Origin of the sequence: Saccharopolyspora shandongensis (genome assembly GCF_900106995.1) — a bacterium.
In the GTDB taxonomy this organism is placed as follows: Bacteria; Actinomycetota; Actinomycetes; order Mycobacteriales; family Pseudonocardiaceae; genus Saccharopolyspora; species Saccharopolyspora shandongensis.
In genome coordinates, this window is record NZ_FNOK01000057.1 from 1 (window position 1) to 14194 (window position 14194).

At 68.7% G+C, this 14194-nt stretch carries 14 protein-coding genes; 8 read left to right on the top strand and 6 right to left on the bottom strand.

Annotation, left to right across the window (positions count from 1 at the left end):
- Nucleotides 1-102: 102 nt before the first annotated feature.
- Together BLW84_RS37435 and BLW84_RS37440 are read left to right on the top strand one after the other, a co-directional pair.
- A complete protein-coding gene (locus BLW84_RS37435) occupies nucleotides 103-612 on the top strand; it encodes a hypothetical protein (protein ID WP_093275678.1) in 510 nt (169 codons plus the stop codon).
- Between the two features lie 141 nt (nucleotides 613-753).
- Nucleotides 754-2325 (top strand): alkaline phosphatase D family protein, encoded by a 1572-nt coding sequence (locus BLW84_RS37440; RefSeq protein ID WP_093275681.1) that lies wholly within the window; start codon nucleotides 754-756, stop codon nucleotides 2323-2325.
- A 43-nt stretch (nucleotides 2326-2368) separates the two neighbouring features.
- Here the strand turns inward: BLW84_RS37440 and BLW84_RS37445 are convergent, their stop codons facing one another.
- Entirely contained in the window at nucleotides 2369-2857 is a 489-nt protein-coding gene (locus BLW84_RS37445; protein ID WP_093275683.1) for a SixA phosphatase family protein, read from the bottom strand.
- A 174-nt stretch (nucleotides 2858-3031) separates the two neighbouring features.
- On the opposite strand from BLW84_RS37445, the gene BLW84_RS37450 reads away from it, so the two are divergent.
- A complete protein-coding gene (locus BLW84_RS37450; RefSeq protein ID WP_093275686.1) occupies nucleotides 3032-4708 on the top strand; it encodes an acyl-CoA dehydrogenase family protein in 1677 nt (558 codons plus the stop codon).
- Here BLW84_RS37450 and BLW84_RS37455 read toward each other — a convergent pair.
- The 4 genes from BLW84_RS37455 to BLW84_RS37470 all read right to left on the bottom strand — a co-directional run bounded on the left by BLW84_RS37455 (nucleotide 4699) and on the right by BLW84_RS37470 (nucleotide 8209).
- A complete protein-coding gene (locus tag BLW84_RS37455) occupies nucleotides 4699-6657 on the bottom strand; it encodes a KAP family P-loop NTPase fold protein (RefSeq protein ID WP_177226902.1) in 1959 nt (652 codons plus the stop codon). The genes BLW84_RS37450 and BLW84_RS37455 overlap by 10 nt on opposite strands.
- A 63-nt stretch (nucleotides 6658-6720) precedes the next feature.
- Nucleotides 6721-7257, bottom strand: coding sequence for a GNAT family N-acetyltransferase (locus tag BLW84_RS37460; protein WP_093275691.1), 537 nt, complete (start codon nucleotides 7255-7257; stop codon nucleotides 6721-6723).
- Nucleotides 7254-7721 carry a GNAT family N-acetyltransferase gene (locus BLW84_RS37465; protein WP_093275693.1) on the bottom strand — a complete coding sequence of 156 codons (468 nt, stop codon included), beginning with the start codon at nucleotides 7719-7721 and terminating at the stop codon, nucleotides 7254-7256. The genes BLW84_RS37460 and BLW84_RS37465 overlap by 4 nt, the downstream gene beginning before the upstream one ends.
- The gene (locus BLW84_RS37470; protein ID WP_093275696.1) at nucleotides 7718-8209 is read right to left on the bottom strand and encodes a GNAT family N-acetyltransferase; all 492 of its coding nucleotides are present in this window, start codon (nucleotides 8207-8209) and stop codon (nucleotides 7718-7720) included. Before BLW84_RS37470 ends, BLW84_RS37465 begins: the two co-directional genes overlap by 4 nt.
- Before the next feature lie 124 nt (nucleotides 8210-8333).
- Here BLW84_RS37470 and BLW84_RS37475 point away from each other — a divergent pair, with 124 nt between their 5' ends.
- The 5 genes from BLW84_RS37475 to BLW84_RS37495 all read left to right on the top strand — a co-directional run bounded on the left by BLW84_RS37475 (nucleotide 8334) and on the right by BLW84_RS37495 (nucleotide 12617).
- Entirely contained in the window at nucleotides 8334-9098 is a 765-nt protein-coding gene (locus BLW84_RS37475) for an SDR family NAD(P)-dependent oxidoreductase (protein WP_093275699.1), read from the top strand.
- A gap of 272 nt (nucleotides 9099-9370) precedes the next feature.
- Nucleotides 9371-10720: a prenyltransferase/squalene oxidase repeat-containing protein gene (locus BLW84_RS37480; RefSeq protein ID WP_143061237.1), complete on the top strand. Its 1350-nt coding sequence runs from the start codon at nucleotides 9371-9373 to the stop codon at nucleotides 10718-10720.
- Between the two features lie 31 nt (nucleotides 10721-10751).
- Nucleotides 10752-11414 (top strand): hypothetical protein, encoded by a 663-nt coding sequence (locus BLW84_RS46775; protein ID WP_143061238.1) that lies wholly within the window; start codon nucleotides 10752-10754, stop codon nucleotides 11412-11414.
- A 29-nt stretch (nucleotides 11415-11443) separates the two neighbouring features.
- On the top strand, nucleotides 11444-11779 hold the full coding sequence (locus BLW84_RS37490; RefSeq protein WP_177226903.1) for a cupin domain-containing protein: 336 nt from the start codon (nucleotides 11444-11446) through the stop codon (nucleotides 11777-11779).
- 22 nt (nucleotides 11780-11801) lie between these two features.
- A complete protein-coding gene (locus tag BLW84_RS37495) occupies nucleotides 11802-12617 on the top strand; it encodes an SDR family NAD(P)-dependent oxidoreductase (RefSeq protein WP_177226904.1) in 816 nt (271 codons plus the stop codon).
- 58 nt (nucleotides 12618-12675) lie between these two features.
- Here BLW84_RS37495 and BLW84_RS37500 read toward each other — a convergent pair whose 3' ends face one another.
- On the bottom strand, nucleotides 12676-14076 hold the full coding sequence (locus BLW84_RS37500; RefSeq protein WP_093275715.1) for an Nramp family divalent metal transporter: 1401 nt from the start codon (nucleotides 14074-14076) through the stop codon (nucleotides 12676-12678).
- Nucleotides 14077-14194 lie beyond the last annotated feature (118 nt).

Sequence of the window (14194 nt, forward strand, 5' to 3'; positions counted from 1 at the left end):
ATAGGCAACAGCTACCAACTGTGCTTCTCCTTTCTCGACCACACCGGACTCCGCCTATGAACCAAGATCACCCAAATACCAAAAGATCATTAGTACGACACGGTGTGGTCGGCGCCGGAGCAGTCGTCGGCGGCGCGCTTCCCGGCGGCCGGCGATCCGGACTGGTACGTCTCCGGTTTCGCCGAGGGCGCCGAGCAGCTGCACGGTAAGAGCGCGGTGGTGGACGAGAACGTCGGCAGCGGGCGCGTGGTGCTGTTCGGCTTCGACCCGAACTACCGGGCGTTCACCAACGGCACGGCGAAACTGCTGTTCAACGCCATCACCGGGCCGAAGACGGCGAACGCCCCGCGGGCTGCCGCCGCGCCGGTGGCGATGCCGGCCGCGCCGACCTCGGACCGGATGGTGATCAGCGTGCGCCCGGACGCGGCGGACGAGGTGCAACGGCTGATCGCCGAGCGCGGCGGGACGGCCGATGTCGTGCACGGCCCGAACGTCGTGCGCTTCCGCGTCGACCTCGGCGGCATGAACGCGGACGAGCACCCGTGGGGGCGCCGGCTCGCCGACGAGGCCGCCGCCCTCGGGCGCGACGTGGTGGCGATCAGCCTGCCGTAGCGGGGCACCGGGCGGGCTGGCGGTCATATCCGGCCGCAGCTCGCCCGGCGTTCACCTCCGCGACGCCTGCTCGCGGCCTAACGGACGTTCCCGCTGCGCAAGATCGCTGCGTTGTCCAGTTTGCGACAGATGGAGCGACGCATGTCAGGAAAGTTGAATCGCCGCAAGGTGCTGGGTCTCGGCGGCGCGAGCGCGGCCGCGGTGCTGCTCGGGACGGGAGCGTGGAGCAGCGCGGCGGCCGACACCCGGCTGCGGGGCGGGTACCCGTTCTCGCTGGGCGTCGCCTCCGGCGATCCGATGCCCGACGGCGTGGTGCTCTGGACGAGGCTGGCGCCGCAGCCGCTGGCCGCCGACGGCGCCGGCGGCATGCCGGACAAACCGGTGAAGGTGCGCTACGAGGTGTCCACCGACGAGCTGTTCCGCGACGTCGTGCGGCGCGGCGAGGCCACCGCGACGCCGGAGCTCGGCCACTCGGTGCACGCCGAGGTCGCCGGCCTGCAGCCGGGCCGCGAGTACTTCTACCGCTTCCGCGCCGGTGGCGAGCTCAGCCCGATCGGCCGGACCAGGACCGCGCCCGCGAACAGCGCCGCGCTGGCCTCGCTGTCGTTCGCCTTCGCCTCCTGCCAGCACTGGAGGGAGGGCTTCTTCACCGCCTACCAGCACATGGCCGCCGAAGACCTCGACTTCGTCGTGCACCTCGGCGACTACATCTACGAGTACGACCAGACGGACAACAAGCGCGGCGTCGCGCTCGGCGCCGAGTTCAAGCCGGAGACCGAGCGCCTGGAGCGCTACCGGCTGCAGTACGCGCTGTTCAAGTCCGATCCGCACCTGCAGGCCGCGCACGCGGCGTTCCCGTGGATCGTCACGATGGACGACCACGAGGTGGACAACAACTGGGCGGGCGCGATCTCCCAGGACAACACCGATCCCGCGGTGTTCCTGCAGCGCCGGGCCGCCGCCTTCCAGGCGATGTACGAGAACCTGCCGCTGCGCCGCACCGCGATGCCCAGCGGCCCGGACGTCCGCCTGCACCGCAGGCTGAAGTTCGGCGACCTGGCCGACCTGACCATGATCGACACCCGCCAGTACCGCGACGACCAGCCCTGCGGCGACGGCTCGAAGTACGACTGCACCGATCGGCTGGACCCGAGCCGCACGATCCTCGGGGAGCAGCAGCGGGAATGGCTGCTGGACGGGTTCTCCCGGAACCGGTCGCGGTGGCAGATCCTCGGCAACCAGGCGCCGATGGGCGAGACCGACCTCGACGCCGGCCCGGCGAAGAAGCTGTTCATGGACCCGTGGGACGGCTACGTGGCGGAGCGCGACGCGGTGCTGGCGGGTGCGGCCGACCGCGGGGTGCGCAACCTGGTGGTGATCACCGGCGACCGGCACCAGAACTACGCCTGGGACCTCAAGCGCGACTTCGAGGACCCGGGCTCGCCCACGGTGGCCAGCGAGTTCGTCGGCACCTCGATCACCAGCGGCGGCGACGGCGCGGACATCACCGACGAGGGCCGCACGATGCTCGCGGCGAACCCGCACATGAAGTTCTTCAACGCCCAGCGCGGCTACGTCCGCTGCACGCTGACGCCGGAGCTGTGGCGCAGCGACTACCGGGTGGTGCCGTTCATCTCGCGACCCGACGCCCCGATCTCGACCAGGGCCAGCTACGTCGTCGAGGACACCCGCCCCGGCGTCCAGTCCGCCTGACCGGTCCGGCCGGGCACCTCCCGCCGGGGAGGTGCCCGGCCGGCTAGCCGCGAGGTTTGGCGTAGGTCGCGGCGCTAGCCCAGGATTCCGCGACCTCCGACCACGGCGCGTCGCTGGACAGCAGCGCGATCGCCGCGGTCTTGAGCTCCGCCGGTTCGCCGGTGAGCAGCGACGTCAGGTCTTCCAGGCCCGGGTTGTGGCCGATCACCGCCGCGGTCATGACCGAGGGCGGGATCTCGCGGATGACGGCCAGCAGCTCGCGGGCCGAGGCCGCGTAGATCCGGTCGTCGTGCTTGAGCACCGGCTCCGCCGGGATCTCCGAGGCCGCCAGTTCCCACGTCCGCCGGGCGCGCACGGCGGGGGAGCAGAGCACGATCTCGACCGCCGCGGCGTGCTTGCGCAGCCACCGGCCGACGGCCGGCGCGTCGCGGAGGCCCCGCTCGGCCAGTGGCCGGTCGAAGTCGTCGGCGTCGTCCGGCCAGGCCGACTTCGCGTGTCGGATCAGCACCAGTTTCCGTTGCGCCTCGGTCATGTCGCGCCGCCCACCTGCTCGCCGGGATTCCTGCTCCCACGGTAGAGGCCGCGCCGACCCGCTGCCGCACCCGGCGCGCTTCCGCATCGCGGAACGCATTGAGTCGCCGGTGGTCTCAGCGCGGCGCCGATTCCGTATTGGACAGCCCCGCGACCCGGTGGAAACGTGCTGGGCATGAACTTCGCCGACCTCGATCCCGCCCTGCGCCCGCTGCTGGCCCGCTACGTCGACCAGCTGGACCGCGTCGAGCCGCTCCTGCGCGACGTCGGCGAGGTGGCAGCCGGCGAGCTGGACCGGCTGGCCGCGGTCGCCGAGGTCAACCCGCCGCGGCTGCGCCAGTACGACGCCGCGGGCGACCGCGTCGACGAGGTCGTCTACCACCCGGCGTACGCCGAGATGTCGCGGCTGGCGTTCGAGCGGTTCGGCTTCGCCGCGATGTCGCACCGCCCGGGCGTGCACGGCTGGCCGACCAAGATCCCGCACGTGGTCAAGTACGCCCTGTCGTACGTGTTCGTGCAGTCCGAGTTCGGGCTGTTCTGCCCGGTTTCGATGACCGACTCGGCGGCGCGGGTGCTGCGCAGGTTCGGCGACGAGGCGGTCTTCGAGCGCGAGATCGACGGCCTGAGCTCGCCCCGGTTCGACTCGCTGCTGACCGGCGCGATGTTCATGACGGAGAAGCAGGGCGGCAGCGACGTCGGCCAGACCGCGACGGAGGCCACCCCGAGCGGGTCGCATTGGACGTTGCGCGGCCAGAAGTGGTTCGCCTCCAACGTGAACGCGGACGTGATCCTGACGCTGGCCCGGGTTCCCGGCGGGCCGGCGGGCACCAAGGGGCTCGGGCTGTTCATGGTGCCGAGGCTTCGCCCGGACGGCAGCCGGAACAGCTACCGGATCGACCGGCTCAAGGACAAGCTCGGCACCCGCTCGATGGCCAGCGGGGAGGTGACGCTGGAGGACTGCTACGCGCTGCCGGTCGGCGACCTCTCGCGCGGCTTCGTGCAGATGGCGGAGATGGTCAACGTGTCGCGGCTGTCCAACGCGATGCGCGCGGTGGCGCTGATGCGGCGCGCGCTGCACGAGTCGATCGTCCACACGCGACAGCGGGTGGCGTTCGGCAAGCCGCTGTTCGACCAGCCGCTGATGCGGCGAACGCTGCTGCCGATGATGCTGCACACCGAGGCGGGCCTCGGGTTCGTGCTGGAAGCGGCGGCGACGCTGGACCGGGCGGACGCGGGGGACGCCGAGGCGCGCCGGCTGATCCGGGTGCTGACGCCGCTGGGCAAGCACCACCTGTGCAAGCTGGCGCGCGAGGTGACCGGCGAGGCGATGGAGATCCGGGGCGGCAACGGCTACATCGAGGACTGGGTCAACCCGCGCCTGTTGCGCGACGCGCACCTGGGCTCGATCTGGGAAGGCTCCAGCAACGTGATCGCGCTGGACGTCCTGCGCTGCATCCGCAAGGACAACGCCCATGAACTCCTGGCGGACGCGGCCCAGCAGCGCCTGGAACGCATCGCGGACGCGGACGTCGCGGCGGCGGCCGGGCAACTCCTCGTCGAGGTGGAGGGGCTGCGAACCCTGGGCAAGTCCCTGCTGTCGGAATCCGACGAGTACGCCCAGGCGATGTGCGGCGACTTCACGACGCTGGCGGCGTGCACGACGATCGCGTCGCTGTTGTTCGAGCAGGCGGACCACGAAGCCAGGAGCGGTGCGGGATACCGGAAGCTGTTGGTGGCGAAGACGTATCTCCACCACGCGATGCGCGGAACGGACCCGGTGCCAGAGGCCCTCCGCTGGCTCCCGGAACTCGCAGACGGAGGCGACGTCCCGGCCGAGGCGGCTCAGTCCTGAGCGGTATCGCGGTCGGCCACGACACGCTCGATCCAGGACATGAGCTCGCGGGGATCGGCGGTGACGCCCAGCGCTCCGAGCTCCTCGGCGCGCTTGACGCGGGACGGGGTGACCCTGCTGGTGTAGAAGATGACGGGGCCGTCGTAGATCCCGTCGGATCGCAGCGCGGCGAGGTCGTCCAGCCCCGCGTTCGGGTCGCCGTCGCGGGTGATGTCCGAGATCAGTAGGCCGGGTTTGAATCGCTGGATAACGAATTTCGTGGATTCCAGGTCGCCGATCCCTGTCTGGAAAACCCGGACGCCTCGGCTGTGTGCGCCGGCGATCAGGTCGAGCTTCGCGTCGTCCGTAAGGTCAGGTGTAAAGGAGTCGTCGATCCACAAAACACGGAGGAGTGGGGAGGACTTGTCATCTCCCGGCTGGACGAGGGTCGGCCATGCGTTCACCGCGTCGATGTTCTGGTGTAGCAGATCTCGCAGGCTTTGTGGGTCGTTCGGGCCGCGCAGGTCGCTCATCAAAGCCCACAGGTCGTTCTGTGTGGCCTGCAACCTGACGGCATCGGGACTTCTCGCTGGTCGGTTCAGCAAGAATGCATTCATGAATTCGTCGTCGGTGAGTGCGCCGGGCGATGAGAGGCCGCCGGGGCGGCCGTGCTGCAGATATCCCCGGAGTTCGTCGAAGTCTGCATCCTGGAAGAGTTCGCGGATCAGCGACACGAAATCCTTATCCGTCGCCAATCCAGGGAAGAAGACGGGCAGTTCCTGCTCGATTCTGTCCAATGAGGACAGTAGCACGTCGTGGTCCGCGCCGGCGGGCGGCGGCGCCACCTGGTGGTTGGTGAAGAACTCGTCGTCACCCGGGTGGTTGCCCGCCTTGCAGTGCTCGCGAACCGAGGTGTAGGCCAGGAATTCCGAAACGATGTCCCGGTCATCGGTGCTCGTCAGGCTCCGGTAGAACTCGGGGTAGAAGTGCTGCAGCAGGATGACGCGGACCAGCGCGGACGCGCCGAAGCGCTGCCAGTCCCGGTTCAGGTGGTATTCGAGGACGAAGCTGTTGATCAGCCGTTTGATCCGGCGCGGATTCCGCCTGGTGCGCTGGGCGATCAGCGCGGTCACGCCGTCGCCGAACAGCTCCTTCGTGCCGGACCGGTCGGCGAAGCCGTCGATCAGCCGCCGCACGCTTTCCTGGTCGGGCGCGGGCGTGCGGTAGTAGACCTGCACGATCTTCTCCAGGTGTCCCAGCGCATGCCCCGCCGAGCCGCCGGATTCCTGCATGTTGCGGGCCAGGACCGCCTGGTCGCAGCCGATGACGAACACCAGCCCCGGCACGTCCAGGTACAGCTTGATCGCCTCGCACACCGCCAGCACCACGTCGCCGGAGCAGCGGTCGAGGTCGTCGATGAACACCACGAGCTGGCGGCCGGGCGAGGTCCCGCCGTCCGCCCAGTCCTTGGCCATGTCGTGCACGACGTCGCGGATCTCGTTGCGCGACTTGGCATCGACCGACAGCTGCCGCCACAGCTCGTCCACCAGCCGGTGCACCCCGAAGAACCGGAGCACCACCTTGAGCAGCAGCCGGACCACCCGCACGGCCCGGCGCCGCTTCGCCAGCCGGTGGTAGGCCCGCCGCACGATGTTGCGGTCGAAGTTCAGCAGCACCGACTTGATCAGCACTTCCAGCGCGTCGGCGCCGGAGGTCCACGCGTTGAACCAGGCCGTCGGGGTGCCCCGCTCCTCCAGCCGCGCCCGCATCAGCCGCATCAAGCTGCTCTTGCCCATGCCCCACCCGGCGTCGATGGCAACCGTGAACGGGGTGGAGACGTGGGAGTCGGTGATGAGGTCGACCAGTGAGCGTGCCGTGGCCGCGGCGTCGAGCAGGTCGTCCTCGCCGGTTTCCACCGGCTGGTCGTTGAGCACCACGAACCGCGTGGTCACCGCCTGGGTCAACGCCACCTCCGGTTCCGCGAGACGCAGAGGAGTATCGCAGCTCGTCGGCGCGCGGAGGTGGAAAACGATCTAGCTCGCCGGTTGGTCGACGATCAGGTGCCAGGCTCGTTCGCCGTCGTACCACTGGTCCGTTGGCTGCAGGCCTGCCGCCGTCGCCACCGCCGCCGATGCGTGGTGGTCCGGGTGGATGCGGGCGAGGACCGCGCGCACCGGTTTCCGGCGGAGCCAGTCCACCAGGCCGCGCGCCGCTTCCGTCGCGATGCCCCGCTTCTGCCATTCCGTGCCCACGATCCAGGCGATCTCGGCGATCGGTCCCGGGTAGGCCGGGCTCACCGTCACCTGCACCGTGCCGACGAGGCCCGTCTCGCCGGACAGCCGGATCACCCAGTTGCACCAGGACACCTCGGGATCCGGCGAGCCGGCGAGTATCCGCTCGTAGCGGGTCCGCAGTTCCTCGGGCGTGAGCGGGGCGCCGCCGATGAAGGCGTACAGCTCCGGATCCGCCAGCACGCTCGACATCTCCGCGGCGTGGTCGATGCGCAGCGGCATCAGGTCGAGCCGCTCGGTCCGGATCACCTGCGGCCTGATGCCGCCCGCCGTGCTCATCGCAGGCCCTTGCGGAAGTGGATCAGCTCGTAGTGCCCTGCCGGGCTCCGGTGGGTCTCCACGTAGCCCATGCTCCGGTAGAGCCGCAGGTTCGCGGTGCTGTGCTCGCCGGTGAACAGCTCGATCGCCTCGACCTGCGCCGGGAGGTTCCGCTCGGCGTGCAGCAGCATGCCGGTGCCGAGGCCGTGGCCCTGCCGGTCGGGCGCGACCATCAACCGGCCCAGCTCCGCCGTCGCCCCGTGGAGCTCCACGCGAACCGACGCGACCAGCCGCCCCGCCTCGCGGCAGCCCCACGCCAGGCACGACGGCCGGGCGAGGTCGGCGCGCACGTCGTCGAGGGTCTGCAGCAGCGGCGGCAGCCGGACGTCGTCGTGGGCCTGCGCCTCGGTCACGTACGCCGCGCGTTGCAGCGTCAGCACTTCGCCGGCATCCGCGACCGTCAGGCGCTCGACTCGCCCGCTCACAACAGCTTCTTCTCGAACCAGTGTTCGGCGTAGGGGCCGTTGTTGAACGCCGGGATCTCGTCGAAGCCGTTCTTGGCGTAGAGGTTCCGGGCCTCCACGAGATCGTTGCGGGTGTCCAGGCGGATCGACCGGAACCCCAGGTCCCTCGCGTGCCGCTCGACGGCGGCCAGCAGCCCGGTGCCGACGCCGAGGCCGCGGGCCTGCGGCCGGACGTACATCCGCTTGAGCTCCGCGATGCCGGGCTCCATCGGGCGGATCCCGACGCAGCCGAACGGTTCCGCGCCGCGGGCCACCAGGAACACGCCTTCCGGCGGGTGCAGGCCGTCGTTGGGATCTTCCGCGATCGTCTCGTCGATCTCGGCCGCGGTGGCGGGGCGCCCGAAGTAGCGGCTGGCGACCTCGTCGATGTACTCGCGCAGCAGCGCGACGACCACGGGTTCGTCCACGGCGACAGGTTCGACGGTCCAGTGCTGGTTCACGTGATGCATTCTCACCGGCCTGTCCACCGGATATAGGCCGGGCCTTCGATTCCGTTCGCGAACCGGACTTTGACCGGCGTCGAAGGGCGTGCTTTGAATGGGCCGAGCACACCGGTGTGGAAAGGATCTGCGCATGCGCCTGGAAGGCATTTCGGCGGCGGTGACCGGCGGGGCGTCCGGTCTCGGGCTCGCCACCACCCAGAAGCTGGTCAAGGCGGGGGCCAAGGTCACCATCATCGACCTACCGACGTCGCAGGGCGCCGAGGTCGCGAAGGAACTCGGCGACGCCGCGCGCTTCGCAGCCGCCGACATCACCGACGAGCAGCAGTTCGCCGCCGCCCTGGACGCCGCGGACGAGGTCGGCCCGCTGCGGGCGCTGGTGCACTGCGCCGGGCGCGGGGCCCGCATCCGGCTGGTGGAGAAGGACGGCCGGCCCGGTGCGCTGGAACCCTTCGAGGACGTCATCCAGCTGAACCTGGTCGGCTCCTACAACGCGCTGCGGCTCGGCGCGGCGCGGATGGCGAAGCACGACGCCGTCGACGACGAGCGCGGCGCGATCGTGCTGACCGCGTCGGTGGCCGCGTTCGACGGGCAGATCGGGCAGATCGCCTACACCGCGTCGAAGGCGGCGATCGTCGGCATGACGCTGTGCTCGGCGCGAGACCTGGCGAGCAAGGCGATCCGGGTGTGCACCATCGCGCCGGGCATCATGGACACCCCCCTGCTGGGGCGGCTGCGCGAGGACGTGCGCAAGTCGCTGGAGGACTCGGTGCCGAACCCGAAACGCCTCGGCGAGCCCGCCGAGTTCGGCGCGCTGGCCTGCCACATCGTCGAGAACCCGTACCTCAACGGCGAAACGATCCGCCTGGACGGCGCCATCCGCATGGCCCCCCGCTGACCCATGACGACGGGCGCCGCTGGAACAGCGGCGCCCGTCGCATGCCCGCCCCGGATTCGCCAGCGGGCCGAGTCGTGCCATCGTGCCGGGAGCCGGTGCGGCGCCGGGGCCGGCCGTTGCGCTTCTTGGCGTAAATGCATGCGCCAGTCTGTTCTCACCCCCATCGGATCTGTTGCGCTGTTCGGGTTCGCAGCGTTGGCGGACAGTCGAAGTTCGGGACGGTGCCGGATCTGATCGCCTAGCATGGATCGGCGATTGTTCTGGGGGTGGTGATGCGCACGCCTAGCCCGATCCGCCGGATGCGTCCCGTCGCCAGACCGCTGATCACCGCAGTCGTGACGTCGGCGGTGGCCCTTCTCATCAACGTGGCCACCAACCAGCCTGGTGCCTTGTGGCCGTGGATGGGTGTCGTCGTGCTGACGGTGCTCGTCGGCATCTTGTCCTGGTACGAGAAGCACGAGCAGGATCATTCGAAAAGCGGTCGCACAGCGACTCCGCCCGGCAATCGGGCGGTGGCCGCGGGCCCGGTCCGGCCGGGCGAAATCGGCAGCGGAACCGTTTCGCGCGCGCGACCGCCCGCGGCCGGTGGAGTGGTGGGTGCTCGCACCGTTCAGCCGGGCCCGGTTCGCGATCGAAGTGACCGGCGTCCGGTCGTGTTCAACGCGATCCCGCTGCGCCTCGCCGATGTCACCGCCACTCTCGACGCGACGCGGCTGTGGGTGCAGCGGGTTCAGAATGCGGACGGCGGTTTGCCGACGGACGGAAAAGGATCGCGGAGTTGCACTTGGAGCACGGCGGGCCTGGTCTGGGCGATATCGGAAACCACGACGAGATGCGATGCCATCTGGCTGGAGCGCGCGTTGACGTGGGTGCTCGACAACAAGAACGAGGACGGCGGTATCCCGATCACTCGTCGTGGTGACCGCTCGATCGTGGATGCGACCGCGCAGACGCTCATCGCTTGCTGTCGGGGCCTGCGGGATTCCGGTGACGAGAACTACCTCACGGCCGTGCAGTCGCTGGCGAAGTGGCTGCTCCTCCGCCAGGAACCGGATGCCGGATGGAGCTGGGCGCCCCGGGCGGAGTGCAGTTGGACGGCCACGACGTGCTTCGGCCTCCTCGCGTTGCACGAAGTCGAGGCTCTCGCAGAGCAAGCAGACCGGATCGGCGAGTCGATCCAGGCCGGGTTGCGGTGGATCGGCACGACCCAGAACGAGGACGGTGGTTGGGGATCACGGGCGGGCGACGATTCGAGGGCGGCGGTGACCGGCCTGGTCGGCTTCACCCTCGCCCGGTTGGAGCAACGGTCCATGGCGCAGGCCGCTGCCCACCACCTCCGGGATTCGATGACCGATGCCGGTGGCTGGCCGTCGGCGGTCGACCGGCCTACCGGGCACACCGTTACGCGGTTCGGTGACGCGTACGGCGTTCTCGGACTCGCCGCGGTCGGCGATGCGGCGGACGACGACCGGATCGCGCATGCCGTCGCCAATTTGATGAAGTCGTACCGCGGCGGGCATTTCCAGTACCTGGACACGATCATGCACACCTGGCCGACCCGGGACGGACTGCTCGCGCTGGCAGCTGTGGTGCGGATGCTCGAAGAACGCGATCTGGAGTGACCAGGCACCTCCGGCATTGGAAAGGAGCTCCATGGATGACCAGCGGAAACTCGCTCGTGCCATCGTCGATGGTGGCGACCACCACGAGATCGTTGCCCATTTGACGCGTCTGCTCCGGGCTTCGGAGAGTGAGAACCTGACCGCGATGTGGCACCCGTTGGGGTTTATCAACATATCTTTGGTGTGGGATTCGACTTGGCCTGGCGGAGATCGTCCTAGGATTCACGTGTGGCATCCGGAACTGAGCCGGCCGCAATTTCCGCAGCACGTCTGCCACTCCCATGGCTGGCATTTGCGCAGCAATGTTCTGCATGGGCGATTCGTCAATGAGACCTATGAGGTGAGCAGTGATCCGCACGGCGACCACGCCCTTTTCGAGGTCTCCTACGGTGATGGGGTGTCCCGGGCCAGGTCTGTCGACGAGGCGGTGAGCGTCGAGTTGGTTCGCGCGGACGAGCTCGCGGCCGGCGCCAGCTACGAGATCGGGAGCAACACGTTCCACTGGACGCGTCAGGTGAACGACGACCTCATCGTCACCGCGATGAACGGCAGCGGCCTCGGGGGCGATGCGCCTCCGCCGCGAAATGCGCGGAAGAAACCCTGCGAACCCGAGTATTCCTACATCCGAAGTTCCTGTTCCAGTGCGGACAAGAAGCGATTGTACGGTGATATCGTTGACTGCCTTGAAATTTAGTCCGAGGTGTGCGAGTGGTTGGAGATCTCGTGGCGTACTACTTCCCTGGTGCTGACGGTGTCGAGCGCAGCTTTTCGGGTGTGACGATCCGGAATCTCATTGCCGGCCCGGAGAGAACTGTCAGCGTTGCGGCCGTGAATTTGGATGGTGTGCATCCGCCGAGCATCAGCAAGCTCAGCGACCGCGCGTATTACATCATCCACGGGGAGGTGGAGGTCACGGTCGGCTCCGAAACATTCGTCGCGAGTTCCGGAGATGCCGTTTTCGTGCCGAAGACGACGCGGCATTCGTTGGTGGGGAAGGCGGAGTACGTTGTCGTGAACGTGCCTCCATTCGATCCGTCGGCCGAGGAAGCGGCGGACTGAGGAGGACGGCACGCCCCCCCGCGTGCCGCGGAACGTGGTCGAAGAGATCTACCGGCACGGCACCCGGCGGTCGGGCGTCGGCAGGGTGAACGGAGAGCGCGTGCGATTCGACGGAAGTGTTGTGGTGGTGACGGGTTCCTCGCGGGGCATCGGCCGCGTCAGCGCGCTGAAGTTCGCGGCGGAGGGGGCGAAGGTCGTCGTCTGCTGCCATCGCAATGCGGACAGCGGGAAGCAGGTCGCCGACGAAGTCGGGCCGCAGCGCGGCATGCTCTTCGTCGGAGACCTTGCCGACGAAGATTGCGCTCAGGCCTTGGTGAGCCAGGTCGAGGACCGTTTCGGGCGAGTGGACGTGCTGGTCAACAACGTGGGGGAACTGGCCCGCCCCGCGGGGTGGGACGTCTCCGTGGCAGCGTGGGAAGCCGCGATTCGGGCGAATCTCACGACCGCGTGGCTGGTCACGCGTTTGATGGTGCCCCTGCTGCAGGCGAGTGATGGTGCGGCGATCGTGAACGTCACCTCGATCTACGGGCTGCTCGGCCAGGCGCCCGTGCTGGCCTATTCCGTGGCCAAGGGCGGTCTCGTCACCTTGACCAAGGCGTTCGCGAAGCAGTTGGCGCCGGCTGTCCGGGTCAACGGCGTTGCGCCGAGCAATGTCTGGACGGACATGACGCGGGGGGCGGATGAGGAGCTCCTGGCGAAGTTCCGCGATCAGACCCCGCTCGGCCGGATTGCCGAGCCAGGGGAGATCGCGAGCGTGATCGCTTTCCTGGCATCCGCGGAGGCCAGCTACGTCACGGGACAGGTCGTTGCCGTGGACGGTGGTTACAGCCTGAAGTAGTGGACCAGGGGCACCCGCGACCGCCGGAACCCATTGCGGGTGCCCCTGGCCTCGTTTGTCAGTCGAAGGAGACGCCGAAGACGCTGAGGAGGCTGTAGACGCCCAGCAGGCTGATCGCGATGCTGCTGATCACCAGGAGGGTGTTGAAGGCCTTCGAGCCGTGCAGGCGCTTGTCGACCTGGGTGTTGCGCAGGTACCAGGTCGCGATCACCACCGCAGGCAGGAAGATGCCGGTCATGATGCCGCCGATCTGCACCATCACCACCGGCGAGTTGACGAACAGGTAGGCCGCGCCCCACAGGATCGGCAGCGCCACCGTGAAGCCGCGGATCCACTTCTGCCGGGAGCGGGCGTCCTTCCAGTCCATGATGCCCAGCTCCGCCAGGACGTTGACGTACATCCGGGCCCAGCTGGGGATCGCGGCCCACAGGGTGGAGCCGAGCACCGCGATCGCGCCGATGAGGAACGCCACGGCCGCCCACTCGCCGATGACGTCGGTGTACATCTGCGACAGCGTCGTGATCATCTCGTTGCCCTTGAGCACCAGGCCCTGCGGGTTGAGCACCGCCGCGCCCATCAGGTAGAACGCCAGGGTGCTGAAGGTGTAGATGACCCAGGACAGGAAGACGTCCTTGTACATCACCTTGATCCAGCCCTGGGCGCGGTTCTGCCACGCCTCGCTGCCGTCGTTCGGGCCGACCCAGCGCGCGTAGCCCTTCTCCACGCACCAGTAGGTGTAGAAGGTGATCTCGTCGGCACCGACGCCGGTGATGCCGAACATCGCCACCGCGGCGCCGATGGCCCCGACCGGGATGGTGAAGGTGAGACCGCTGAGCAGGTCGCCGCCGCTGTAGCCGAACGGCGTGAACGGCAGGCCGAGCGCGATCACCACGGTGGCCACCGAGAACACCGCCACCAGCGCGAAGGCGCCGCGTTCGATCAGGTTGTAGTTGTTGGAGTACAGCAGCGCGATGCTGCCGACGACGATGATGATCGTCCACACCGTCAGCGAGGTGGCGCCGAGCGGCTCGCCGCCGACCGGGATCAGCAGGCTCATCGCGACCGCGGTGCCGCCGACGATGCCGCCGACCTGCAGCAGCTTCGACAGCGCCATGATCATCCACAGCAGGTTGATCCAGCCGACCCGGCCGATCTTCGGCGGCACCTGGTTGAACCCGGTCAGCGCGGGCTTGCCGGTGATGATCGTCCAGCGGGCGAGCTCGGCCTGCACCGCCACCTTGACGGCGGTGGACAGGATCACCATCCACAGCAGGGCGAAACCGACTTCCGCGCCGAGCGCGGTGGTGGCGATGAGCTCGCCGGAACCGACGATCGAGGCGCTGACGATCAGGCCCGGGCCGAGATAGCGGAGGCTGGACTTCCAGCCCTTGGGGGGTTCCTTGACGCCGTCCGCGGTGAGAACGTACGGATCGTCGCCGCTGGCGACCGATGTTCCCATCGGGCACTCCCTTGTGCTCGAAATTTCACATTTGTGAAGCTTTATTTGTGGATGTGAAAACTACAGTTGCGAACGGGGCCGGTCAACGGACTGGGAAGCACGGTTCGCGGAGGTTTTC

What these genes read in the sequence shown, in the direction of transcription:
- BLW84_RS37440 (WP_093275681.1), top strand. Translation starts at nt 754, where the DNA reads ATGTCAGGAAAGTTGAATCGCCGCAAGGTGCTGGGTCTCGGCGGCGCG.
- BLW84_RS37445 (WP_093275683.1), bottom strand. Translation starts at nt 2,857, where the DNA reads ATGACCGAGGCGCAACGGAAACTGGTGCTGATCCGACACGCGAAGTCG.
- BLW84_RS37450 (WP_093275686.1), top strand. Translation starts at nt 3,032, where the DNA reads ATGAACTTCGCCGACCTCGATCCCGCCCTGCGCCCGCTGCTGGCCCGC.
- BLW84_RS37460 (WP_093275691.1), bottom strand. Translation starts at nt 7,257, where the DNA reads ATGAGCACGGCGGGCGGCATCAGGCCGCAGGTGATCCGGACCGAGCGG.
- BLW84_RS37470 (WP_093275696.1), bottom strand. Translation starts at nt 8,209, where the DNA reads ATGCATCACGTGAACCAGCACTGGACCGTCGAACCTGTCGCCGTGGAC.
- BLW84_RS37475 (WP_093275699.1), top strand. Translation starts at nt 8,334, where the DNA reads ATGCGCCTGGAAGGCATTTCGGCGGCGGTGACCGGCGGGGCGTCCGGT.
- BLW84_RS37480 (WP_143061237.1), top strand. Translation starts at nt 9,371, where the DNA reads ATGCGCACGCCTAGCCCGATCCGCCGGATGCGTCCCGTCGCCAGACCG.
- BLW84_RS46775 (WP_143061238.1), top strand. Translation starts at nt 10,752, where the DNA reads ATGGATGACCAGCGGAAACTCGCTCGTGCCATCGTCGATGGTGGCGAC.
- BLW84_RS37500 (WP_093275715.1), bottom strand. Translation starts at nt 14,076, where the DNA reads ATGGGAACATCGGTCGCCAGCGGCGACGATCCGTACGTTCTCACCGCG.